Source organism: Nonomuraea sp. MTCD27, from assembly GCF_041950495.1.
Taxonomy (GTDB): domain Bacteria; phylum Actinomycetota; class Actinomycetes; order Streptosporangiales; family Streptosporangiaceae; genus Nonomuraea.
Map to the genome: position 1 here is coordinate 450,567 of NZ_JBGNUW010000005.1, position 24,208 is coordinate 474,774.

The following is a 24,208-nucleotide window of genomic DNA, read 5'->3' on the forward strand; positions in this document are numbered from 1 at the left end:
AATCTGCGGGGCCCTTTTGTGCACGGATGCCACCCAGCGCGCCCCCGCGACGCTAGGTGCCAACCTCGCTGCCCGCAGCGGCCTGCTGGACGCAGGCCACTGTGGGCAACCGCCTGACTACAGCAGTATGTCCCACGTCCACCGCATCGACGGTTTCCTTCCCCAGGGACTTTCTCCCGGCGGTTTCCTTCCATCCGCCCTAGGTAGACGTCTTTCCTTCAGGAAAAGTTCGAGGAGATCCATTTGCCGATCCGGCGGACGAGTTCGGGGGTGGCCGCGGCCTCCGCGTGCCCGTAGCCGGGCTCCACCCAGAGCTCCTTCGGCTCCCGCGCGCCGGCGTAGAGCTGCTCGGCGTGGTCCAGCGGGAAGAACGTGTCCGCGTCCCCATGCACGATCAGCAGCGGCGTCGGCGAGATGAGCGCGGCGGCCTCGTGCGGCGGCATGGGGATCGGGTCCCACCGGCCCCGCGCGATCCTCGTGCGCTTGGCCACCCTGGCCGCCAACCGGCCGACCGGCTGCTCGATGGCCCAGTGCACCTGGCGCATCGGCCTGGTGCCCCGGTAGTACCAGCGGGCCGGACCGCTCACCGCCACCACCGCGTCCACCCCGCCGCGCAGCCCCGCGTGCCGCAGGGCCACCGACGCCCCCATGGAGAAGCCCACGACCGCCACCTTGGTGTAGCCGATCACGCGGGCGTGCCGGACCGCGGCCTCCACGTCGAGGATCTCCAGGTCGCCCACCGTGGTCTCGCCCCCGGAGCGCCCATGGCCACGGAAGTCGAACGCGATCACCCCGCCGTACCCGCTCAGCACGTGCACGATGCGGCGCGCGGTGCGTTCCCGCCAGGAGCCGGTGAAGCCGTGCGCGACGACGATGCCCACGTCCGTGCGGCCGGACGTGCGGGTCGCCGGGGTGTGCGAGGCGTCGATGCGGACCCCGTCCTCGGTTCTGAGCATGACGGGAAAGTTGGGCGCGAAAGGCATGGATATGAGCTTAGATACGCCCGGCGTCGATCCCGTGCTCGGCCGCCCACACCGCGATCTGCGAGCGCGCGTCGAAGCCCAGCTTGTCCATGATGTTGGCGATGTGCCGGGCCACGGTGGCCGGGCTGATCACCAGTTCCTGGGCGATGGCCCGGTTGCTGAGGCCCCGGGTGAGCAGCGCGGCGATCTCCCGCTCCCTGGCGGTCAGGCCGCCGTACCGGGGGCCCGCCACGGAGACCGGCAGCGGCGCCTGCCCGGCCTCGCTGTCCAGCACGCGCCTGGCCACCTCCTCCGGCGGCCACTCCATGCCCCGGGCCCACAGCAGCGTCACCCGGCCCGCGCCGAGCCTGCCGCGGGCGAGCGCCAGAAGCTCCTGAACGCGCCCAGGAGTGCCGAACTGCCCGATGGACTCCCGCAGGGCGGTGGCGGCCGCACCGGCCAGCACGGCGCCTTCCAGGTCGTCCTGAGCACGGGCCAGGGCCGACAGGGCCATGAGCGCGCGCATGATCCCCCTGCGCTGCCCCGACTGCCTGCTCAGCTCCAGGCTCGCGGCCACGTGCTCCCTGGCCGTGGCGTGGTCGCCCAGCCCGGCCGCCACCCGGCCGATCTGCGCCCGGCAGCGAGCCAGCTCGACCACGTTGCCCATGCCCTCCAGCAGCGGCAGCGCGGCCGCGTGGTAGGACATGGCGGCCTCCAGGTCGCCCGCCGCCTCGGCCACCGCGCCGAGGTGGGTCAGCGCCCTGGCCTGCGTCCAGTGGTGACCCGCCTCCCGGCCCAGGGCGAGCGCCTCCTCGCCGTAGCGCTGCGCCCGGCGCAACCGCCCGTGGAACAGCGCCACGTTGAGCTGGGCGATCCTGACGGTCGCCAGGTTGAACAGGTCGTCGTGGGCGGTGGCCGCCGCCTCCAGCTCCTCCAGGCAGAGCTGCGCCCGCCGGCTCTGCCCCGTGCGGAAGAACACGGTCAGCGCCACGCCGTAGGTGATGCCCAGCCAGTGCGTGTACGGGTGGCGCCGCTGCTCCTCGATGGCCTGCACGATGAGCTCCTCGGCGCGGCCCAGCTCGTCACCGGCCTCCAGCCCGTACGCCAGCGCGCCCCTGGCCACCGCCAGGAGGTCGGCGGGCACCTGCGACACGTCCAGCGCGAGCAGCCGCTCGTGCCAGCCGACGCTCTCGGCCAGGTCGCCCCGCACGGCCAGGATCGCCAGCGCCGCGCGGGCCAGGCGCAGCCCCGGCACCGGGTTGCCGGACTCCACCGCCCGGTCGATCGCGGCCCTGCAGTCGTCGAGCAGGGTGCGGCCCCTGGCGAAGTACGCGAACCGCTCCGGCCACGGCATCCGGGGGTCCAGCGAGCCGCCCTCGTAGCAGCGCTCCATCTCCTCGCAGATCACCCGCAGATGCCGGTCACGCAGGCGCGCGACCTCGTCGACCTCGGCGAGGCGGTCGGCGGCGTACTGGCGGATGGTCGTCAGCAGGCGGTAGCGGCCGACGCCGCCATGGTGCAGCACCAGCGACTTGTCCACCAGGCCCGCGAGCAGGTCGAGCAGCTCGGCCCGGCGCAGCACGCCCCCGTCGGCGCACACCCTCTCGGCCAGCTCCAGATCGAACAGCCCCGCGAACACCGACAGCCGGCGCAGCAGCACCCGCTCCTTGGGCATGAGCAGGTCGTGGCTCCACTCGACGGCCGCCAGGAGCGTGCGCTGCCTGACGGGAGCCGTGCGGGGGCCGGTGGTCAGCAGCCTGAACCGGTCGCCGACGCGGTCGGCGATCCGCCCGGGGCTCAGCAGGCTGGTGCGGGCCGCCGCCAGCTCCAGGGCCAGCGGCAGGCCGTCGAGCGCGCGGCACAGGCGTACGACGTCGTCCATGCTGCCGGTCACCCCGCGCGCCCCGGCCGCGAGCGAGCGCTCCACGAACAGCAGCACCGACTCGGCGTCGGGATGGTCGGCGTCGGGCAGCTCCAGGGGCGGCACCCGCCAGATCAGCTCGCCCGGGATGCGCAGCGGCTCCCGGCTGGTGAGCAGGAACCGCAGGCCCGGGCACTCGGCGATCAGCTCGGCCACCAGCTCGGCACAGTGCTCGACCAGGTGCTCGCAGTTGTCCAGCACGATCAGCGTGCTGGCGTCGCGCAGGCGTACGCGCAGGCCGTCGAGCAGCCGCCCCGGGATCTCGTCGCGCACGCCGAGCACCCCGGCCAGCTCGCCGGCCACCAGCGCGGGACTGCCGAGGCGGGCCAGCTCCACCAGCCACACGCCGTCGGCGAACCAGGGCCGCGCCTGCGCCGCCACGCGCAACGACAGCCGGGTCTTGCCGATGCCGCCCACGCCGCTCAGCGTGATCACGCGTTCCTCCCGGACCAGCGCGCTCAGCTCCGACACGTCACGCGCGCGTCCGATGAAGCGGTTGGGCTCTGCGGGGAGGTTGTGGGGGGCTTGCACGGTCATGTCGGGGCCCAGGTGCTCGCGGGAGGATAAGCTTTCGCGCCAAGTCTCCCCCGCCGGGCGGGCCGATGCGATCACTTTGCGTGCAGAGTCAGCGACCGGCTGGATACGAATGTGAGGCGCTCAGGTCGGCGACGCTCATGATGATCCGTACGCGTGATTCGTCCGCCGCGTCCAGGGCCTGCCGGACGTTGGAGACCATCACCCGGGCGCCGCTCTCCTGGATGCGATCCCGAAGCGTGGCCGCGTCGAGATCGGCGGGCAGGGGCCAGACGACGCCGCCCGCGGCGATCACCGCGTCGGTCGCCACCAGCAGGTCGGGCCCGACGGGCAGGCAGATGAGCACGGTGTCTCCAGCGCGCACTCCCCTGCGCCGCAACTGGACGGCCGCGACCGCGGACCTCTCGTCCAACTGCTCCTCGGTGAGCTTCAGGCCGGTGCCCGAATCCACCATCACGATGCGCTCATCCATGTGGCCCACGGTAAGGAGGGCGTCTCGTGCACACATGGGGCGGAATATGCAGATCCCTATGCAGAAGCGTGCCGCTCCCTACCCGGAGGTGCCCGGATGCTCGGCCGCCCAGACCGCGATCTGGGCCCGCGAGGTATAGCCGAGCTTCTCCATGATGTTGGCGATATGCCGGGCGACCGTGGCGGGACTGATCACCAGCTCCTCCGCGATGGCCCGGTTGGACAGCCCCCGGGTGAGCAGACCGGCGATCTCCAGCTCGCGGGCGGTCAGCAGCGTGTGCCGGACGGGCTCGGCCGCCACGGGCGTCCGCGGGGCCAGCCGCTCGCCCTCCAGCACGTGGCGGGCGGCGTCGTCGGGGCTCATCGCCCGGCCCCGCGACCACAGCGAGGTCGTGCGGCCGTCGCCCAGTTTGGTCCGGGCCCGGCCGAGCAGCTCCTCGATCCTGATCGTGGCGGAGTGCTGGCCGATGGACTCGCGCAGCGTGGCCGCCGCCGCGGCCGCCAGCACGGCGCCCTCCAGGTCGCCTTCGTACTCGGCCAGCACCGACAGCCCGACCAGGCAGCGGGCCACGCCCTGCCGCTGACCGGTCGCCCGGCCCAGCGCGAGGCTGGCCGCCAGCCGCTCCCGCGCGACGCCGAACTCGTGCAGCATCGCCGCCACCCTGCCGATCCGGGCCAGGCAGCGCGCCAGCTCCAGATCGCCGCCCAGCTCGCGCAGCCAGGGCACGGCCCGCTCGTACTGAGCCTTGGCGGTCACCAGGTCGCCGCGGGCCTCGGCCACCGAGCCGAGCTGCGCGGCGGTCCTGGCCATCAGCCAGCGGTGACCGTGCTCGCTCGCCCGGGCGAGCGCCTCCTCGCCGGACCGCTGCGCCTCGCGCAACCGGCCGCGGGTCAGGGCCACCGCCGACAACCCGGCCAGCCCCGCCGCCTGGTTCCACAGGTCGCCGGAGCGTACGGCGGCGGCCAGGCCCTCCTCCGCGTGGTGCAGCGCCTCGTCGGCCCGGCCCATGCGCAGCAGCACCACGACCACGAGGCTGTGCATGACGCAGCGCGGGAACACGTTGCCCGGCGCCATCCCGGCCAGGCTCTCCTCCGCCACCTCCAGCGACCGGCTCAGCTCGTCTCGGGCCTCCAGCCCGTAGGCCAGGTAGGCCTTGACGTGCGCGACCTCATCGCCGGACACCCCGGTGGCATCGAGCGAGAGCAGCCGCTCGATCCAGCCGACGATCTCCGTCAGGTTGCCCCCGATGGGCAGCAGGCCCGTGCTGGTCCGGCACAGGTGCAGGCCCAGGGCCACGTTGCCGGACTCGGCGGCCCATTCGAGCGCCACCCGCTGGTCGTCGACCAGGGCCCGGCTCGCGGTCAGCGCCTCTAGCCGCCGCGACCACGGCACGCCGGGCTCGACCATCTCCCGGTTGAAGTGGCGCTCCTGCAGCTCGCAGAGCACGTTGAGGTGCCGCTCGCGCAGGACCTCGCGCTCGCCGGCCTGTTCGAGCCGCTCGACGGAGTAACGCTTGATCGTCTCCAGCAGCCAGTAGCGCCTGCGGCTCTCGTCGCACAGCACGAGGGACTTGTCCACCAGGCCGCCGAGCAGGTCGACGATCTCGCTCGCGCCGATCGGCCGCTCGGCGCACACCTGCTCGGCCAGGTCGAGGTCGAAATCGCCGGCGAACACCGACAACCGGCGCAGCAGCACCTGCTCCTTCGCCGACAGCAGGTCGTAGCTCCACTCGACGGCCGCCAGCAGCGTGCGCTGCCGGACCGGAGCGGTGCGGCCGCCGGTGGTGAGCAGCGAGAACCGGTCGTCTATGCGGTCGGCGATCTGCCCGGGGCTGAGCAGGCTGGTGCGGGCCGCGGCCAGCTCCAGCGCCAGCGGCAGCCCGTCGAGCGCCCGGCACAGGCGCACCACGTCGGGCAGGCTCTCGGGGCCCAGCCGGGTGCCGGCGGCCGCCGCCCGGTCCATGAACAGCTGCACCGACTCGGCGTCCGGCGTGCCCGGGTCGGGCAGGTCGAGCGGCGGCACCCGCCAGATGAGCTCGCTGGCGATGCGCAGCGGCTCCCTGCTGGTGGCCAGGACGCGCAGCGACGGGCAGGCCGCGACCAGCGCCGCGGCCACTTCGGCACACCTGTCGACCAGGTGCTCGCAGTTGTCCAGCAGCAGCAGGCAGCGCTGGTCGCGGAGCCTGGCCGTCATGGTGTCGAGGAGGGGGCGGCCGGCCTCCTCACGCACGCCGAGCACGCCGGCGATCTCCTGCTCCACCAGCTCCGGGCGGCCGAACCTGGCCAGCTCGACCAGCCAGACACCGTCCGGGAAGGCGGGCACCAGCCTGGCGGCGACCTGGAGGGCCAGCCGGGTCTTCCCGATGCCGCCGACCCCGCACAGCGTCACCACGCGCGTCTCGCCGAACAGGTCGTGCAGGTCGTCGAGATCACGCTCGCGGCCGACGAACCGGTTGGGCTCTGCCGGAAGGTTGTGCCGGGGGGAATCTGGCATGTGCTCACCCTGCGTCGCGGAAGGATCACACTCTCCCACAGTGTCGCACTTTTCACAGGCCAAGCGAGCTCACGACCGCCCTTTCGTCGACGACGCGCAGGATGGGGTCACCGAGCAGCCTTCTGGCGAGGTCATACGGTGCGACGACCATCGTGGCCCGGCGTTCCTGGGCCAGCACGCGGCAGCCGACCAGGCTCGGCTCATGGGCGACCACGACGCGGGCGCCGGACATCATGGCTAAATCGATCACCCGCAGGCCACGGAACGGCTCGCTCACCGCGCTGATCACGACGTCGTCCTTGCCGATCACCAGCCGGGCGGCGAGCCTGCGCAGGTCGGTCGCCAGCTCGGTGTTGTCGAACACCCGCTCGCCGCCGAGCGTGAACGCGGGCCCCGCCAGCGGCCCGAACTCGACCGCGCCGCTGGACAACAGCTCGGCGAAGGGCCTGGCGCCCGGCGCCGGCCGGAAGGAGAAGACCTGGTCCACCTTCACGGCCGCGGGATCGTAGTGGTCCTGGGCGATCATCATGCGGGCCTCGCCGGCGGCCCCGAGCACCGCGACCCCGCCGGCCCAGGCCACGGCGTGCACCGCCACGGGCAGCGTGGCGCCCAGGGGGACGTTGACCAGAACGGGGTCGCCGTAACGCAGGCCCTGGGCACGCAATCCCTGTGCGGCCCGGGTGACCCGTCTCCCGAATGCCGCGTAGGACAGCACCTCGCCGGTCCTGACGTCGCTCACCGCCGGCTGATCGCCCTGCATCGGTGCCGCAGCCATAACCAGCTCTGTCCAGGTCATGCCGCCAATCTAAGGACGCGGTCCACGATTGCCATGCGCACAATTGTGCAACCGGCTATGTATGTAGGCCAGCCCACGACGTCGCCCGGCGCGATCCCGGCCCTGAGGAGCCCCTCCTTAACTACGCGGACGCCCGCGCGTACGCTCACCGCCATCTCGCCCCGCTCCTGCCATGAGGGGGGATCAACTAGACTTATGAGGTCGCGACTTCGCGCGGCCGACCCCACGACACAGAGCGAGACGTCATCATGCCTTTGAACAGCCGCGACGACCTGCGGAACATCGCGATCATCGCGCACGTCGACCATGGCAAGACCACGCTGGTCGACGCCATGCTCTGGCAGTCCGGGGCATTCCGCGCCAACCAGGATGTCGACGACCGCGTCATGGACTCCAACGACCTCGAGCGCGAGAAGGGCATCACCATTCTCGCGAAGAACACCGCGGTCAAGCACGGCGGCATGACCCTCAACATCATCGACACGCCCGGCCACGCCGACTTCGGCGGCGAGGTCGAGCGCGGCCTGTCGATGGTCGACGGCGTCGTGCTGCTGGTCGACGCCTCCGAGGGGCCCCTCCCGCAGACCCGGTTCGTGCTGCGCAAGGCGTTCGCCGCCAAGATGCCGGTCATCCTGTGCATCAACAAGGTCGACCGCCCCGACGCCCGCATCAAGGAGGTCGTGGACGAGGTCTACGAGCTGTTCATGGACCTCGACGCCACGGAGGAGCAGATCGACTTCCCGATCGTCTACGCCTCCGCCAAGGCCGGCCGGGCCTCCCTGGAGCGCCCGGCGGACGGCGGGATGCCCGACTCCGAGGACCTCGAGCCGCTGTTCGACATCATCAAGTCGACGATCCCGGCGCCCACCTACGACCCGAACGCGCCGCTGCAGGCCCACGTCACCAACCTCGACGCCTCCTCCTACCTGGGCCGCATCGCGCTGTGCCGGATCCACCAGGGCGTCATGCGCAAGGGCCAGCAGGTGGCCTGGTGCCGCACGGACGGCTCGATCCAGCGCGTCAAGATCACCGAGCTGCTGATGACCGACGCCCTCGAGCGCAAGCCGGCCGAGGAGGCCGGCCCCGGCGACATCATCGCCATCGCCGGCATCCCCGAGATCATGATCGGCGAGACGCTCGCCGACCCCGAGGACCCGCGCCCGCTGCCGCTGATCACGGTGGACGAGCCGGCCATCTCCATGACCATCGGCACCAACACCTCGCCCCTGGTCGGCAAGGTCAAGGGCTCGAAGGTCACCGCCCGCATGGTCAAGGACCGCCTGGAGAAGGAGCTCGTCGGCAACGTCTCGCTGCGCGTGCTGCCCACCGACCGGCCCGACGCCTGGGAGGTGCAGGGCCGTGGCGAGCTGGCGCTGGCCATCCTGGTGGAGCAGATGCGCCGCGAGGGCTACGAGCTGACCGTCGGCAAGCCCCAGGTGGTCACGAAGGTCGTCGACGGCAAGGTGCACGAGCCGGTCGAGCGGCTGACGGTCGACTGCCCGGAGGAATACCTCGGCGCGGTCACCCAGCTCCTGGCCGTGCGCAAGGGCCGCATGGAGCACATGACCAACCACGGCACCGGCTGGATCCGGATGGAGTTCGTGGTGCCGGCCCGCGGCCTGATCGGCTTCCGCACCGAGTTCCTGACCGAGACGCGCGGCACCGGCCTGGTGCACCACGTGTTCGACTCCTACGAGCCCTGGTTCGGCGAGCTGCGCACCCGCAACAACGGCTCGCTGGTGGCCGACCGGTCGGGCCCGGTGACCGCGTTCGCGATGCTCAACCTGCAGGAGCGTGGCACCCTGTTCGTCTCCCCGACGACCGAGGTCTACGAGGGCATGATCGTCGGCGAGAACTCCCGGTCCGACGACATGGACGTGAACATCACCAAGGAGAAGAAGCTCACGAACATGCGCTCCTCCACCTCCGAGGAGACGGAGAAGGTGATCCCGCCCCGCAACCTGTCGCTGGAGCAGGCCCTCGAATTCATCCGCGAGGACGAGTGCGTGGAGATCACCCCGGACGCCGTGCGCATCCGCAAGGTGGTGCTCGACGCCTCCGTCCGGGGCCGCGCCGCCGCCCGCGCCAAGCGTGGATGACGGGAATTTCACAAACCGGCCGCGTTTGCTCGCTTTTTGCGAGCAAAACGCGGCTTTCGGGTAAGTACGGGCGGTAAGCCCGCCAGCTCCGCCACGTGCGATGGATGGACTCTCCCGTGTCACACCGTAAAGAAAACTTGTCATGGGAGCAGCTGTAATCACACCGTGACCCCGCGACATTAGAACAATCGCGTATGCCGGAGAATCATCCAAATTGTGGGAAAGCTCCGGATGGCAATCGCGTTCGGGCTGGCTCTGGTGTCTTTGGGGGCGATCGTTTGGTGCACCATCGCAGCCAGACCGGTGGCGGGGCCTGCGCCGCCCAAGGGCACCGCAGCGCCCAACCCCTGGGTGGCCGCCGCCGCCCGCGCCGACCAGACCCTGAAGTGGGCCAGAAGGGCCGCCTCCGAGGTGACGGTCACCAGAGCGCTCGAGGACGACCTGGAGCCGGTGCCTGAGGGGCGGCTCGACCCCCGGCAGCGGCAGCTCAAGGTCACCGTCCTGCACCGGCTCCGGATGAGCCGCGAGGACCCGCTCATCGAGGCGTTACGCCAGGGAGCCGGTTTCCCCGGCACGCTCCAGCAGGTCGTCGACGCCGCGTTCGGCGCCGTCAAGGTGGACGGCACCGGCCTGGCGCCCACCACGCGGCTTGCGCCCGTCCTCACCACCGACGGTGCGGTGACCACGGCCAGGTTCACGGTGACGCTGCTGCGGCAGCTGGAGAGGGACGAGTTGCTGAAGGTGCACTTCAGCAAGCCCGGCGCGTATCCCCCGATCGTGACCGGACGCTCGATCACCGTGCTGCCCGGCGAGTGGACCGTGCTGCGGCTGGAGGGCATCACGCCGGACTACGAGCAGGAGGAGCGGCTGACGTTCGCGGTCGGGGTCTATCCGGTGAGCATGACGCTGGCCCCGGACTCGTACGGGTTCGCCGACGTGGTCGTGGAGGAGGACTTCTCCTGGGCCACCGCGCTCGGCGTGCTGACCGCCATAGCGCTCGCCGTCTTCCTGCTGCGCTCGCTCGGCCGGGGCTGGTGGACCCGGCTGCCCAACAGGGAGCTGGTCATCGGGCTGGCGCTGGCGGCGCCCACGCTGCTCATCCCGCTGTTCGCGGAGGACTGGTCGCCGGTGGCGTACGTCATCCTCTTCGTCGCCGTTCCGCTGCTCACGCTGCGGCACGCCGGGCGGGTGCTGCCCACCAGCCCGCCGTGGAACAGCCGTGACCTGCTGCTGGTGACCGGGCTGGGCCTGCTGGTCGGGCTGGGCATGCTGATCTGGTCGTGGCTGCACGGGCAGCTGTCGGGCCAGGCCCTGATGGCCGGCGGGGCGGTGGCCGCCGTCGCCGCGGCGGGCTCGGCCATCGCGTTCAGCGTGGACCTGGGCGTGCGGCCGGTGATCGTCCGGCTGGCCGTGCTGTCGGCCGAGGCGGCGATCGGGCTGCTGGCCCTGGCCCTGTGGCTGCGGGCGCTGCTGGGCGGGGTGTACCCGCCCGACAGCATCCGGCTGGTCCTCGCGCTGAGCTGGGCCCTGATCCCGATCTCCGCGATGGCGGTGGCGACCAAGCAGTGGAAGCGGCAGGCCGTCGTGGGCGCGGTGCTCATCAGCCTGCTCGTCCAGGGGTGGCCGACCGAGTGGCTGGACTCCGGGTCGTGGAGCCTGGCGAACCTGCGGCCGGAGCCCGCGATCGGCAGCCTCACCCTCACCCCGATCGTGCGCGGGGTGCTGGGGCTGTTGCTGCTCGGGTTCGTGATGCTGGTGCTGCGGCTGCGCCGGCTCGGCGGGCACCTGTCCACGATCGACAGCCCGGTGGCCGAGTCCACCATGATCGCGGTGCTGATGGTGCTGTACATCACGCCCGGCGGCAGCACGACCCTGGCCGACATCGACGTGCCGCTGCCCCTGCTGGCCATCACCTCGCTGGTCGCCTGGGCGACGGCCCGCTGGCTGCTCACCGGCCCGCGCCTGACCGTCGTCGAGCCCGGCGACCAGGAGGAGCACCGCAGGCTCGTCAGGGCCGCCCTGCACAAGCGGCTGCTGCTCGTCTCCGAGCAGGAGCTCTACCGGATCGGGCGGGGCAGGATCGGCGCCGGCGAGCTGACGATGGCCGACTTCGAGCAGCAGCGCAACGCCCTGGAAGGGGCGATGAACCGGCACGGCGGGCACCCCGAGACGGCCTTCGCCACGGCCGCCGGGTGCACGCCCTGGCACAACGGCGTGCACGCCTTCACCGTCAGCCTGCTGCTGAGCCTGCCGTTCGCCCTGGTGTACGGCTGGCCGGAGGGCGTGGACCTGACCAGCTTCGTCTTCGACGGGCGCTACCTGATCACGCTGCCCGCCTTCGGGTTCCTGTTCGGCTATTTCTATCCCCGTGTCCGCGGCACCCAGCCGATGACCAAGGCCCTGCACCTGACGGCCGCGGCCCTGCTGACCGAGCTGTCGGGCTATCTGTCGACGCTGGCGGAGCCGGACATCGGGGCGGTCGACAAGGCGCAGGTGGTGGGCATCGTGGTGGGGCAGGTGATGATGGTGTGCATCGGGCTCGGCCTCTTCTGGGAGTGGCGCCTGATGCACCTGGCCGGGGAGCCGTGGGCGCGCGTGCGCAACCTGCGCAGCGTGCGGAGCCTGGCGGCGCCGACGCTGGCCCTGGTGCTGGCGGCGGGCACCACGGCGGCCTCCTCGGCGGCCGGGCAGACGGTGGACCGCATCCTGAAGGGCGACCAGATCACCACCCTCCAGCAACGCTGACGGCCGTGCCCGGCGCTCAACGGCCCGGCTCTCGACGGCCCGGCTCTCAGCGGCCCGGCCCTCAGCGGCGGGGCAGCTCGCTGCCCCGCACGTGGGTGCACAACCACTCCACCAGCGGCCCGCAGGCCCGCCACGTGCGCTCCACGCGCTCCCGCACCTGCGCCGTGTGCACCCACTCCTCCGGCTCGAACCGCATCCCGGCATAGAGCGACTTGTGCCGCAGCAGCTCGATCCGCGGATGGTCCTCCTCGAACCCCCTCGGCCGCGTCTTGAGCCGCTCCCCGCCCAGCTCGTATCCCTCGGCCACCAGCGTGCTCGCGATCGCCTCCAGCGGCTTGCCCGACAGGTCCTCGTCCACGGCCGCCCGGTAGCGGGCCAGCTGGTCGGAGGCGGTCGAGTAGACGCCGCCCGCCGTGAACAACCCCGCCGCGCTGATCTCCACGTAGAGCCCGATCGCGGGCATCAGGTCCACGAAGGCACCCTGATGCGTTTTGTACGGTGACTTGTCCTTGGAGAAGCGCACGTCCCGGTAGGGCCGGAAGAGCTGGGCGGCCCCGAACTCCGCGGCCAGCTCGTCGGTGAGCGCCAGCATGGGCGCCCGCACGGCGTCCTCGTAGAGCTGCTTGTGCCGGGCGAAGTAGGTCTTCGAATTGTCCGCCTCAAGCCCCTCGTAGAAGAGGAACGCCTCGTCGGGGAAGCCGGTGAAACCCATGTCACCAGGGTGCCACGCCGCACCGACAACCCGTGAAGCGGATCACCGCTCGGTGTACGTCCGGCCCGGCGCGGGCGTCTTGCCGTACAACTCCGACACCGTGACGAACGTGTAGCCCTTCTTGCCGAGCGTGTCGAGCATCTTGGGCACGGCGTCCACGGTGGTGCGGTGGATGTCGTGCAGGAGGATGATCGAGCCGGGCTTGGCCTCCCCCGCCCGCTTGGCCACGGTCGAGGAGACCCGGTCCCGCCAGTCGAGGGTGTCGACGTTCCACAGGATCTGGGCCAGGCCCTCCCGCCGCGTCTCGGCCTCGACCTGGGCGTCGGTCGACCCGTACGGCGGCCGCATCACCCGCATCCGCACCCCCGTGAGCCGCCGCACGATGTCCTCGGTGTGCTTGAGCTGCCGTTTGAGCTCGTCGTGCGGCACCTCGGCGAGCGGCGGATGGCTCCAGGAGTGGTTGCCGATCTCGTGCCCGTCGTCCACGATGCGCCGGACGGTGTGCCCGCCCTTGTCGGCCGCCACCATCTGCCCGATGACGAAGAACGTGGCCCGGACGTCCCGGCTGCGCAGCAGGTCGAGCAGCCGGCCGGTGTGCTCTCCCGGGCCGTCGTCGAAGGTCAGGGCCACGCATTTGAGCCGCCCGCAGTCGAACTTGCGGCTGCGCGGCCAGCCGGACTGCATCGACACCAGCCGTTTGGCCAGGGCGGCAGGATCGATGACGATCGGCCTGAACGGGACGACCGGCGCCTTGGACTGCTGCTGGCGATGCGACACCGACTGGGTGACACAGCTCACCAGGGCGAGCAGGGCCAGCGGCAAGGCCCACACACGCATGCTTCCCCCCGAAACACCGCATGCGGGGGCCTACGGATAATCCTGGACCGGTGCCCCCCGCAGCTCCCTGGCCAGGTCGTCCCACCAGATTGGGATATCCGTCTGCAATTCCTGGTAGCGGCGCGCCACGCGCATGGCACATCCGACCGGATCCGTACCCAGATGCCGACGTTTCACCGGTCCTTCCTGCCACCGGTAAAACCCGTCCCTATAGCGGACGACCAGCCCGATCCATACCGAGACGGTCTCGTCGTCGCCCACCTCGTAGGCGGTGGTGACGCCCAGACCATGGAGCTCCACCTGGAGCTTCTCCGTCGCCGCTCTGGCCTCACTCACACGCCACCCCCTGCCGACGTCTCACCGTGCGCGCACAGCGCGGTCACCGCATACAAGGGATGTACCCAGCAACGGGCATCAGCCGTCCAAGACATGGAGTAATCATGAAACTCCGCCGGGTGATCCCGTGGGCGTTCCGGCTTATTCGTCGTGCGATCGGCGGTGAAGAGCCCGCCGGGCGGGCGGATGCTCCGGGGAGCGGCCGCGGACCGTCCAGGTGGCCGGCGTGGCGTGCGCGCTCACCACGGTGGCGCTCATAGCCGTTGCACAGCATCTCCAGCCTTGCTACGTTTCGCCCGTGCGCCCTGACCGGGCACGTTCCGATGGTGAGTCGTTGAAGCACGTCGCGGTGCCGTACGACTCGGATGAGTCCTTTCTCGACCTGACCGTGCCGCGCGTGCGTTCCGCGCTGGACGAGGGCAGGCAGGTGCTGGTGATCACCCGCCCCGCCAAGCTGGCCCTGCTGACCGGCGCCCTGGGCCGCGACGCCGGGCGCATCGACAGCCGCGCCCCCACCTCCTGGTACGACCACCCGTACCGGATGCTGGCCGCCTACCACGAGTACACCCGCGGCCGCCGCACCCTCGTGATCGGCGAGCCCGGCTGGGCGGACAGGAGCGAGCGGGGCGTCAGGGAGCTCATCCGCTGCGACTCCGTGATCAACGCCGCGCTCCGCGCGGCGGCCACGATCATGCTGTGCCTGTACGACGTCAGGAACGTGCCCGAGAGCGTGCTGGAGTTCGGGCCGGTCAACCACCCCGTGCTGCTCGGCACGGACGGCGAGGTGACGAGCACCCGCTTCGTCGAGCCCCACGAGCTGGTGCTGAGCGACGACCACGCCCCGCTCCCCGCGCCGGGGAGGGACGCCGAGACGATCCGCTTCACCGCCCGCGAGCTGAAGCGGTTACGCCAGAGCGTCGGCGACTACGCCCGGGCCGCCGGGATGGACCGCAACCTCATCACCTCGCTGGTGATCAGCGTGTCCGAGATCGCCGCCAACAGCGTCGAGCACGGGGCCGGCTACGGCACGATCGCGATGTGGGTGGACGGCGGCGAGCTGATCTGCGAGATCGCCGACCCCGGGGGCGCGCTGGACGACCCCTTACCCGGCTATATACCACCGGAGCCCGAGTCCCCACGGGGATACGGGCTCTGGATCAGCAGGCAGCTCTGCGACCTCGTGGAGCTGCGCACGGAAGGCGGCGTGTTACGCGTCCGCCTTCATCTCGACATGGGGGCCTAGGCGGCACGCTGGGCGGGGAGGCGGACGGCGCCCTCCTCGCGGGCGTACTCCTCCAGCATCACCCGGAGCTGGCGGCGACCACGGTGCAGCCGCGACATCACGGTGCCGATGGGAGTGCCCATGCGGTCGGCGATCTCCTTGTAGGCGAACCCCTCGACGTCGGCCAGGTAGACGGCGACGCGGAAGTCCTCCGGAAGGGAGCGCAGGGCGTTCATCACGACGCTGTCGGGCAGCCGGTCGAGCGCCTCGGTCTCGGCCGATCGAAGGCCGGTCGAGCTGTGCGACTCCGCGGCGTGCAGCTGCCAGTCCTCGATGTCCTCGGCGGCGGACAACTTGGGCGAGCGCTGCTTCTTCCGATAGTCGTTGATGAAGTTGTTGGTCAGGATCCGGTGCAGCCACGCCTTGAGGTTGGTCCCCTCACGGAACTGGTGGTACGAGGTGTACGCCTTGGCCACCGTCTCCTGAACCAGATCCTCCGCGTCGGCGGTGTTACGGGTCAGGCGCATGGCGGAGGCGAACAGCTGCGACGTCACGGGCACGACATCGCGCTCGAACCAGTCCTGACGCTGCTCATCGGTCATAGTGATCAATTCATTCCCCCTTGCGCTATCCCCCGTTTCGGCACAAGCCGCCTGACGGCGGTTCCATCATCGCAAGACCCAGGTAAGGGACGCGTTAGGGAGGTTCCGTCTTGGCCAGAAGGGGCTTCCGTCCATCTGCTCGCGGCGTGCGTGGTCACGTCCACGGCCGGACAAGTCTCAGTATCATAACACTACCCACCCAATATTGCAGTAATAGTGGCGAGGGTCACATGGGATAGCGTATGAGGATGAGTTTCGTGGACCGTCACGACACGGGCACACGCCGCTGGGTGGCTGAGGCCATACGCAAGGTCGAGGCCGACGCCAACCGTAGTTGCGACACACATCTGCACGTCTTTCCGCTTCCCTCGCACTGGGGAGTAAACCTCTACCTGAAAGACGAGTCAGTGCACCCAACAGGTTCACTGAAACACCGACTTGCCCGGTCCCTATTCCTGTACGGCCTGGCCAACGGCTGGATCGGCCCGGCCACGACCGTGGTGGAGGCGTCGAGCGGATCCACCGCCGTCAGCGAGGCGTATTTCGCCCGTCTGCTCGGCCTGCCCTTCATCGCGGTGATGCCCGCGTCCACGTCGCCGGAGAAGATCCACCTCATCGAGTTCTACGGCGGGAAGTGTCACCTGGTCGACGATCCCGGTGCGATCTATGACGAATCTCACCGCCTGGCCGCCGAGACCGGCGGCCATTTCATGGACCAGTTCACCTACGCGGAGCGGGCCACCGACTGGCGCGGCAACAACAACATCGCCGAATCCATCTATTCCCAGATGTCCTTGGAGCCCCACCCGGAGCCGGCCTGGATCGTGGTCGGGGCCGGAACCGGGGGCACCTCCTCCACGATCGGCCGCTACATCCGCTACCGCCGCCACCCCACGCGCCTGGCCGTCGTCGACCCGGAGGGCTCGGCCTTCTACCCGAGCTGGACGGCGGGCGACACCTCCGTCACCGCCCCGGGCTCGCGCATCGAGGGCATCGGCCGCCCCCGCGTGGAGCCCTCGTTCCAGCCCATGGTCATCGACCGCATGATCGCCGTGCCGGACGCCCGCTCGATCGCGGCCATGCACTGGACGCGCGAGGTGACCGGCCTGGACGTCGGGGGCTCGACGGGCACGAACATGGCGGCCTGCGTGGACCTCATCTCGGAGATGCGCGCGGCGGGCGAGCCGGGCAGCATCGTGACCCTGGTGTGCGACCGCGGCGACCGCTACAAGGGCACCTACGGCGACCCTGGCTGGCTGGCCGCCAACGGCCTGGACATCGAGCCCCACCTGGCGGAGCTGCGCGCGTTCCTGACGGGTTAGGAGGCCGGCGTGGCCGGGTCGACGCCGAACAGCCCGGCCACGTCGTCCAGGATCGCGTGCGCGCCCTGGATGCCCACCGCGCTCATCCACGTCAGGTCGCTGACCTCGTGCTTCTCGCCCTTGAGCGTGCCCCACAGCGGGTTGCCGACGAACTTCTCCTTGGGCCCCTCGGACGCGGGGTCCGGGTAGGTCGCGACGAAGATGTGGTCGGCGTCCAGGTCCGCGATGCGCTCCTGGCTCACGTCGACCGCGATGGCGTCCTGCTTGGTCGGCTGGCCCTCGGGACGCGGGAAGCCGACGTCCTTCATGACCACCCCCGAGTAGGAGTTCTCCACGTACAGCCGGGTCGTCGGCTCACCCGCGAAGCGCACGATGGAGATCGTCGGCAGCTCGCCGTCCTTCTCCTTGATCGCCGTACCGATCTTGCCCGCCCGCTCCTCGAACGCCTTGATCCTCGTGTCGGCCAGCTCCTCCTTGCCCAGGGCCTGGCCCATGAGGCGGAGGTTCTCCTTCCAGATGGCCCCGGTGGTCTCGCTGAAGACGGTCGGCGCGATCTTCGTGAGCTTGTCGTACAGGGCCTCGTGCCGGACCTTCGCCGAGACGATCAGGTCAGGCTTGAGCGCCATGATCTTCTCCAGGCTCGGCTGCTCCAGCGTGCCGACCGGGGTCGCCTCCTTGCCGTACTGCTGGGCGACCGTCCCGAGGTAGTCGGGCAGCTTGGTGTCGATCGACCGGTACGTGGTGTAGCCCACCACCGGCGTCTCAAGCGTCAGCACCGCGTCGACGAAGCTCTGGTCGAGCGCCACCACCCGCTTGGGCTGCGCCGGGATGACCGTCTCGCCCATCGCGTGCTTGACGGTCCTGAAGGGGGCCGCGCTCGCGGAAGGGGCGGCCTCGCCCGCCGGCTCCGCCGAGCCGCAGGCGGCCAGTCCCATCACGAGGAGCGCCCCGACCAGCGTGCGCAACGGTCTCATCAGATCCCTTTCCCGAAAAAGTAAGGCAAACCTAAATTAGGTTAGCCCTGCCTAAGCTGGCATACTTCACCAGGATCGGGCAAACGATGAGGAGGACACGGGTGAGCGCAACCGCCATCGCCCCGCGTCTTCATGGCATCCGGCACCGCCGGCTCACCGTCCTGCTGGTCCTTTTCGCCGCCGTGGCGGTCGCGGTGGTGCTGAGCATCACCATCGGCTCCAAGTCCGTCCCGCTCGCCGACGCCTGGCACGCCCTCACGGACCCGACCGGCACCGAGAACGACATCGTCATCCGCTCGCTCCGCGTCCCCAGGACCGTCCTAGGAGTGCTCGCCGGGGTCGCGCTCGGCGTGGCCGGCGCGCTCATGCAGGGCCACACGCGCAACCCGCTCGCCGACCCCGGCCTGCTCGGCGTCACGCAGGGGGCGGCGTTCGCGATGGTGGCCTCGATCGTCCTGCTCGGCGCCTCCAGCCTGCTCGCCTACATCTGGTTCGGGCTGGCGGGCGCGCTGGTGGCCAGCGTGGCGGTGTTCGCGCTGGGGATGGTGGGCGGCCGGGGCGGGCCCACCCCGGTCACGCTGGCGCTGGCCGGGACCGCGGTGAGCGCCTTCCTGTACGCGCTGACCTCGGCCATCGTGCTGCTGGACGAGCAGGCGATGGACGTGTTCCGGTTCTGGCAGGCGGGCTCGATCGCGGCCAGGGGCGCCGACGTGGTGTGGCAGGTGCTGCCGTTCATCATGGTCGGGCTGGTGCTCGCGATGGTGAACGCCCCCGGGCTCAACGCGCTCTCCCTGGGCGAGGACGTGGCCAGGAGCCTCGGCCAGAACATCCCCCTGACCCGGACCGTCGGCGTCGCCGCCGTCACGCTGCTGTCGGGCGCGTCCGTCGCGGCCTGCGGCTCGCTGGCGTTCGTGGGGCTGATCGTGCCGCACCTGGCCCGCCCGCTGTCGGGCACCGACCATCGGTGGCTGCTGCCGTACTCGGGGCTGGTCGGCGCGGCGCTGCTGCTGATCGCCGACGTGATCGGCCGCGTGGTCGCCCCGCCCGGCGAGCTGGAGGTGGGCGTGGTGCTCGCGCTGCTGGGCGCCCCCTTCTTCGTCGCCCTGGTACGCCGCAGGAAGCCCGTACGACTGTGATGACCACTCTCCCCCTTCGCGTCGGCGGCCTGTCCTGGCAGGTACGGATCCGCGGCGTCGCCATCTCGTCAACCGGCCTCGTCCTGCTCGTCCTGCTCATGGCTCTGAACATGCGCATCGGCGACATCGAGATGACGCTGCCGGAGGTGGTCGCCGGCACGTTCGACGCCAACAGCGCCGCCCACTTCGTCATCATGGAGCTGCGCCTGCCGCGCGCCCTCACCGGCGCCCTGGTCGGCGCCGCGCTGGCCCTGTCGGGCGCGATCATCCAGTCGATCGCGCGCAATCCCCTGGCCAGCCCCGAGATCCTCGGCGTCACCACCGGCGCCTCGGTCACGGTGGTGGCCGGCGTCGTGGCCACCGGCAGCGTGTTCGGCGGCGCCAGCGGCCTGCTGGCCACTCTCGGCATCCCCGCGCTCGCCCTGCTCGGCGGCCTGCTCGGCGCGGCCGTCGTGTACGGCCTGGCCTGGCGGCGCGGCCTGGACGGCTACCGCCTGGTGCTGGTCGGCATCGGCGTGGCCGCCGTGTTCACGAACGTCAAGTTCTGGCTCCTGACCATCGGCGACGTGAACGACACCAGCCGCGCCATGGTCTGGATCAGCGGCTCGCTCAACGGCCGCGGCTGGGAGCACGTGACGCCCACGGCGCTGGCCCTGATCGTCCTGGTGCCGCTCACCCTGCTCGGCACCCGCTCCCTCGACGCCCTGCGCTTCGGCGACGACACGGTCACCGCGCTCGGCGTGCGGGTCAACCTGGCGCGCGCCCTGATGATCCTGGCCGCCGTGCTGCTGGCCGCCGTGGCGACCGCGTCGGCGGGCCCGATCGCGTTCGTGGCCCTGGCCTCGCCGCAGATCGCGCTGCGGCTGGCCCGCTCGGCGCAGCCGCCGCTGCTGTGCTCGGCGGTCATCGGCGGCGTGCTCACCACGGCGGCCGACCTGATCGCCAGGACCGCGTTCTCCCCGCTCGAACTGCCCGTCGGCATCGTCACGGCCGTCCTGGGCGCCCCGTACCTGATCCATCTGATCTGGAGGTCGCGAAAGTGAGACTGCAGGCCGCCGGCGTCAAGCTCGGGTATGGCGATCGCGTCATCGTGGACGGACTCGACCTCGGCATCGAGGCGGGCACCGTGACCACCATCATCGGCCCGAACGGCTGCGGCAAGTCCACGCTGCTGCGCGCCCTGGGCCGGCTGCTCAAGCCGCAGGGCGGCGAGGTGCTGCTGGACGGCAAGCGCATCGACAAGATCCCCACCCGCGAGGTGGCCAAGATCCTCGGCGTGCTCCCCCAGGCGCCCACCGCCCCCGAGGGGCTGACCGTGGCCGACCTGGTGGCCAGGGGGCGGCATCCGCACCAGACCTGGTACCGGCAGTGGTCCTCCGACGACGAGGGCGCGGTCGCCGCGGCGCTGGACATGACCGGCCTGGCCGACCTGGCGGAGCGGCCACTGGAGGAGCTGTCGGGCGGGCAGCGGCAGCGGGCGTGGATCTCCATGGCCCTGGCCCAGGGCACGGACCTGCTGCTGCTCGACGAGCCGACCACGTTCCTCGACCTGGCTCACCAGGTGGAGGTGCTGGAGCTCGTCCGGCACCTGCACCAGGAGGCCAGCCGCACGGTCGTCATGGTCCTGCACGACCTCAACCTGGCCGCCCGCTACGCCGACCGCCTCGTGGCCATGCGCGCCGGCCGGGTGATCGCCTCCGGCACCCCGCACGAGGTGCTGACCGAGGAGCTGCTGCGCGAGGTGTTCGAGCTGGACGCCAAGATCATCGCCGATCCGGTGGCCGGCACTCCCCTGGTCGTCCCCATCGGCCCGCTCTCCCCTCGCACCTGACCGCTCGGCGAGAGCCGCCGGGCCCCGCGCGCCCGGCCGGGCATCCCTGGGCTCATTCCTCGGCTCATTCCTCGGACAGGGCGTGGGCGACGTCCTCGTCCTCGGGGGCCAGCTCCGCGGCCCTGAGCAGGTCCTGGCGGGCCTGCCGGACCAGACCCGCCGCCCGGTACACCAGGGACCGGTTGAACAGCAGCTCGGCGGTCTCCTCCAGCTTCAGCGCCCGCGACAGGTCGCCCAGCGCCGCCTCGTTGTCACCGCGCTCGAAGGCCAGCTCCGCCCGCCCCGCCCAGGCCGCCACCAGCTCAGGATCGAGCTCCAGGGACTGGTCGAAGGCCACCCGCGACTCCGGGTAGCACCCCTCGGCCAGCTCCACCTGCCCGAGCACGCACAGCAGGTGGGCGTCGCGGGGGGCGAGGGCCAGGCCACGCTCCACGTCCCGCCGGGCCCGCACGTAGTCGCCGGCGGCCACGTGCAGGCCGCAGCGGTTGACGTACGCGGGCGCGAACTCCGGGTCCAGCTCCAGCGTGTGGTCCAGGTCGGCGCGGGCGCCCGGCAGGTCGCCGGCGGCGTAGCGGAGCTCGGAGCGGTTGTAGTACGCCTCGGGGAAGGGCGGGCTGAGCCGCATGACCGCCTCGTAGTCGGCCAGCGCCGCCTCCGACCGGCCCAGCTCGTGCAGCAGGTTGCCCCGGTCGAGGTAGTAGTCGGGGTAGCCGGGGTCGGCCTCGATGGCCCGCGTGTAGTCGGCCAGCGCCGCCTCCCGCCGCCCGGCCAGGGCCAGGAGCTGGCCCCTGTTGGCATACAGGACCAGCCGGTGGATCGGGTGCTCGTCGGGCAGGTGGGTCTCGGCCAGCTCGATGGCCTGCCGTACGAGGTCCATGGCCGCGTCGTGGCGGCCCCGGCGCACCTCGACCAGGGCCTTGCCGTTGAGGTCGAACCCGAGGTGGAAGGCCCGCTCGCGGGGATCGGGCAGCAGGGACGTGATCGTGATGGCCTCGTTGATCCAGGCCAGGGCCTGCTCGGGGTCGCGGCGGGCGTGGTCGTGGTGGCGCACGAGGATCATCGCGGTGGCGTACGCGGCGGTGGCGCGGTGCTTGGGATCGGTGCTCACGCGCCTGGCCCGGTCGTAGAGCTCGCGGGCCTCGTCCTCGCGCTCGATCGCCTCCAGGGACGCGGCGACCCGCTGCAGCAGGTGCTGCCACCGCTCCGGCCCGTCCTCGTACGCCAGCCCGCGCAGCGCCTCCAGCCCCGACTCGGCCATGGCGTGGTGGAAGCCCTCGTCGCGGTAACGGTCGAAGTCGGCCGGCAGGGATCCCGTGCCGGGGGCCGAGGGCCCTTCCTCGATCGTCAGGAGGTCGGGGTCGATCCGGCGGCGCAGCACGGTCACCAGCTCGACGTCGGTGTGGTCGGCCTCGCCGAGGTTCGAGACGGTCAGCGTGAGGGGGCCGGTGCGGGCCAGGTGGTCGTGGACGAACTCGGCCAGCCCGTTGGCGATCCGCAGGCTGCGGCGGGCGCCCGGCACGAGCACGCGCTGCTCCCGGGGCAGGTCGTCGGCCAGCGACCGGCGGCGGGCGGGCACGATGTCGCGCAGGCCCGGCGCGGCGGCCCGGATCTCGATGTCGTGTGCGGCGACCAGGTCGGGCCTGCGCTCCAGCGCAGGGGGGACCACGTGGGTGAGCAGTGCCGCACCCAGCGTGTAGGGGCCGCCGATGCGGCGGTCCGCGTCAAGAATGATCGTGTCCACGCGGGCTGCTCTTCCGTGGTGCGGCGGCCGGCGCCCCGCGGGGGACGCCGGCCCTTGGCGGTTCAGGCGTTGTGCCTAGGCGCCGCGGCTGCGGCCGGCTTCACGGTTCCTGGCCGGTGAACGACGATCTTCTTCATGGGCGGCCTTTCACGTACATGCGGGACCGAACGATCATTGATGACCGATACATGTCAACACATTGAAAAGTCGCCGATCAACATTTATCTGGTAAGGGCTAATTCAACGGTAATTACGGCGCAACCGGAACTACTCGCCCAGGATCGCGTCCACGAACACCTCGGGGTCGAAGGGCGCCAGGTCATCCGGCCCCTCACCCAGCCCCACCAGCTTGACGGGCACCCCCAGCTCCCGCTGCACCGAGATCACGATGCCGCCCTTGGCGGTGCCGTCGAGCTTGGTCAGCGCGATGCCGGTGATGTTGACCACCTCGGCGAACACCTGGGCCTGGCGCAGGCCGTTCTGGCCCGTGGTGGCGTCGAGGACCAGCAGCACCTCGTCGACCGTGGCCTTCTTCTCGATGACCCGCTTGACCTTGCCCAGCTCGTCCATGAGGCCGGTCTTGGTGTGCAGGCGGCCGGCGGTGTCGACGATGACGGCGTCGACCTTCTCCTCGATGCCCCTGGCGACCGCGTCGAACGCCACGGAGGCCGGGTCGCCGCCCTCGGGCCCGCGCACGGTGTCGGCACCGACCCGCTCGCCCCAGGTCTGGAGCTGGTCGGCGGCGGCGGCGCGGAAGGTGTCGGCCGCGCCCAGCACGACCTTCTTGCCGTCGCCGATGAGCGAGCGGGCGAGCTTGCCGGTGGTGGTGGTCTTGCCGGTGCCGTTGACGCCCACGACGAGGACGACCGCCGGCCGCTCGCCGTGCTTCTGCACGTGCAGCGTGCGGTCGAGGTCGGGGTTGACCTGCGCGAGGAGCTGCTCCTTCAGCAGGGCGCGAACCTCCTGGTGGGTGCGGCTGCCCAGCACCTTGACCTTGGTGCGCAGCTCCTCGACCATCATGCGGGTCGGCGCGACGCCCACGTCGGCGGTGATCAGGCTCTCCTCGATCTCGTCCCACACCTCGTCGTCGAGACGGTCGCGGGACAGCAGCTCCAGCAGCCCGCGCCCGAGCGCGCTCTGCGAGCGGGCCAGCCGCGAGCGCAGCCGGACCATCCGGCCCGCGGACGGCGGCGGGACCTCGATCTCGGGCTCGACGACCATCGGCTCGGCGGGCTTGACCGGCGGAGGGAGCGTGGTGGTCGCGCCCTCGGCCTCCTCGCCCGCTCCCGCGGGCCGCTTCCCCTCCTCGGGAAGCACGGGGGCCTCTGGCGGCTTGACCGGCGGGGGTGCCTTGCGCCCCGGCCTGAACAGCAGGAAGAGACCGCCGGCCGCCAACAGGGCGACGACGGCCACGATCACGATGACGCCGAGGTAACCATCCACAAGATGTCAGTTTTCCAGATCGACCGGCAT

At 71.2% G+C, this 24,208-nt stretch carries 19 protein-coding genes; 7 read left to right on the top strand and 12 right to left on the bottom strand.

The window, feature by feature from the left end; genetic code table 11:
* Positions 1–218 precede the first annotated feature (218 nt).
* The 5 genes from ACBJ59_RS17930 to ACBJ59_RS17950 form a co-directional block, all read right to left on the bottom strand.
* Positions 219–956 (bottom strand): alpha/beta hydrolase, encoded by a 738-nt coding sequence (locus tag ACBJ59_RS17930; RefSeq protein WP_375111343.1) that lies wholly within the window; start codon positions 954–956, stop codon positions 219–221.
* A 37-nt stretch (positions 957–993) separates the two neighbouring features.
* Positions 994–3,420: a LuxR C-terminal-related transcriptional regulator gene (locus ACBJ59_RS17935; protein WP_375111344.1), complete on the bottom strand. Its 2,427-nt coding sequence runs from the start codon at positions 3,418–3,420 to the stop codon at positions 994–996.
* 88 nt (positions 3,421–3,508) lie between these two features.
* Positions 3,509–3,889, bottom strand: a complete 381-nt coding sequence (locus ACBJ59_RS17940; protein ID WP_375111345.1) for an AMP-binding protein — start codon at positions 3,887–3,889, stop codon at positions 3,509–3,511.
* 78 nt (positions 3,890–3,967) lie between these two features.
* Positions 3,968–6,382, bottom strand: coding sequence for a LuxR C-terminal-related transcriptional regulator (locus ACBJ59_RS17945; RefSeq protein ID WP_375111346.1), 2,415 nt, complete (start codon positions 6,380–6,382; stop codon positions 3,968–3,970).
* Positions 6,383–6,434: 52 nt separating this feature from the next.
* A complete protein-coding gene (locus ACBJ59_RS17950) occupies positions 6,435–7,178 on the bottom strand; it encodes an AMP-binding protein (RefSeq protein ID WP_375111347.1) in 744 nt (247 codons plus the stop codon).
* 248 nt (positions 7,179–7,426) lie between these two features.
* Between ACBJ59_RS17950 and typA the strand changes: the two genes are divergently transcribed.
* Positions 7,427–9,277, top strand: coding sequence for a translational GTPase TypA (typA, locus tag ACBJ59_RS17955; protein WP_375111348.1), 1,851 nt, complete (start codon positions 7,427–7,429; stop codon positions 9,275–9,277).
* A 231-nt stretch (positions 9,278–9,508) separates the two neighbouring features.
* Positions 9,509–12,022: a hypothetical protein gene (locus tag ACBJ59_RS17960; RefSeq protein ID WP_375111349.1), complete on the top strand. Its 2,514-nt coding sequence runs from the start codon at positions 9,509–9,511 to the stop codon at positions 12,020–12,022.
* 61 nt (positions 12,023–12,083) lie between these two features.
* Here the strand turns inward: ACBJ59_RS17960 and ACBJ59_RS17965 are convergent, their stop codons facing one another.
* Genes ACBJ59_RS17965 through ACBJ59_RS17975 form a run of 3 tightly spaced genes read right to left on the bottom strand, consistent with a single transcriptional unit; the run spans position 12,084 to position 13,907 of the window.
* Entirely contained in the window at positions 12,084–12,734 is a 651-nt protein-coding gene (locus tag ACBJ59_RS17965; protein WP_375111350.1) for a DUF2461 domain-containing protein, read from the bottom strand.
* A gap of 42 nt (positions 12,735–12,776) precedes the next feature.
* Positions 12,777–13,571, bottom strand: a complete 795-nt coding sequence (locus ACBJ59_RS17970) for a polysaccharide deacetylase family protein (protein ID WP_375111351.1) — start codon at positions 13,569–13,571, stop codon at positions 12,777–12,779.
* Between the two features lie 30 nt (positions 13,572–13,601).
* Positions 13,602–13,907 carry a hypothetical protein gene (locus ACBJ59_RS17975; protein WP_375111352.1) on the bottom strand — a complete coding sequence of 102 codons (306 nt, stop codon included), beginning with the start codon at positions 13,905–13,907 and terminating at the stop codon, positions 13,602–13,604.
* Between the two features lie 334 nt (positions 13,908–14,241).
* On the opposite strand from ACBJ59_RS17975, the gene ACBJ59_RS17980 reads away from it, so the two are divergent.
* Positions 14,242–15,150: an anti-sigma factor RsbA family regulatory protein gene (locus tag ACBJ59_RS17980; protein ID WP_375111353.1), complete on the top strand. Its 909-nt coding sequence runs from the start codon at positions 14,242–14,244 to the stop codon at positions 15,148–15,150.
* Here ACBJ59_RS17980 and ACBJ59_RS17985 read toward each other — a convergent pair.
* Positions 15,147–15,731: a sigma-70 family RNA polymerase sigma factor gene (locus tag ACBJ59_RS17985; protein WP_364118007.1), complete on the bottom strand. Its 585-nt coding sequence runs from the start codon at positions 15,729–15,731 to the stop codon at positions 15,147–15,149. The two genes, ACBJ59_RS17980 and ACBJ59_RS17985, sit on opposite strands and share 4 nt — an antisense overlap.
* Before the next feature lie 248 nt (positions 15,732–15,979).
* Here ACBJ59_RS17985 and ACBJ59_RS17990 point away from each other — a divergent pair, with 248 nt between their 5' ends.
* Positions 15,980–17,053 (top strand): PLP-dependent cysteine synthase family protein, encoded by a 1,074-nt coding sequence (locus tag ACBJ59_RS17990; RefSeq protein ID WP_375111354.1) that lies wholly within the window; start codon positions 15,980–15,982, stop codon positions 17,051–17,053.
* On the opposite strand, the gene ACBJ59_RS17995 is transcribed toward ACBJ59_RS17990, so the two are convergent.
* Positions 17,050–18,027 carry an ABC transporter substrate-binding protein gene (locus tag ACBJ59_RS17995; RefSeq protein ID WP_375111355.1) on the bottom strand — a complete coding sequence of 326 codons (978 nt, stop codon included), beginning with the start codon at positions 18,025–18,027 and terminating at the stop codon, positions 17,050–17,052. The genes ACBJ59_RS17990 and ACBJ59_RS17995 overlap by 4 nt on opposite strands.
* A gap of 101 nt (positions 18,028–18,128) precedes the next feature.
* On the opposite strand from ACBJ59_RS17995, the gene ACBJ59_RS18000 reads away from it, so the two are divergent.
* The 3 genes from ACBJ59_RS18000 to ACBJ59_RS18010 are packed head-to-tail and all read left to right on the top strand — an operon-like array spanning position 18,129 to position 20,994.
* Positions 18,129–19,163, top strand: coding sequence for a FecCD family ABC transporter permease (locus ACBJ59_RS18000; RefSeq protein ID WP_375111356.1), 1,035 nt, complete (start codon positions 18,129–18,131; stop codon positions 19,161–19,163).
* Positions 19,163–20,206, top strand: coding sequence for a FecCD family ABC transporter permease (locus ACBJ59_RS18005; protein WP_375111357.1), 1,044 nt, complete (start codon positions 19,163–19,165; stop codon positions 20,204–20,206). Before ACBJ59_RS18000 ends, ACBJ59_RS18005 begins: the two co-directional genes overlap by 1 nt.
* Positions 20,203–20,994, top strand: coding sequence for an ABC transporter ATP-binding protein (locus ACBJ59_RS18010; RefSeq protein ID WP_375111358.1), 792 nt, complete (start codon positions 20,203–20,205; stop codon positions 20,992–20,994). Before ACBJ59_RS18005 ends, ACBJ59_RS18010 begins: the two co-directional genes overlap by 4 nt.
* Positions 20,995–21,058: 64 nt before the next feature.
* Here the strand turns inward: ACBJ59_RS18010 and ACBJ59_RS18015 are convergent, their stop codons facing one another.
* Both ACBJ59_RS18015 and ftsY read right to left on the bottom strand, forming a co-directional pair.
* Positions 21,059–22,735: a tetratricopeptide repeat protein gene (locus ACBJ59_RS18015; protein WP_375111359.1), complete on the bottom strand. Its 1,677-nt coding sequence runs from the start codon at positions 22,733–22,735 to the stop codon at positions 21,059–21,061.
* 267 nt (positions 22,736–23,002) lie between these two features.
* Complete coding sequence (gene ftsY / locus ACBJ59_RS18020; RefSeq protein WP_375111360.1) at positions 23,003–24,178, bottom strand: signal recognition particle-docking protein FtsY; 1,176 nt, start codon at positions 24,176–24,178, stop codon at positions 23,003–23,005.
* Positions 24,179–24,208 lie beyond the last annotated feature (30 nt).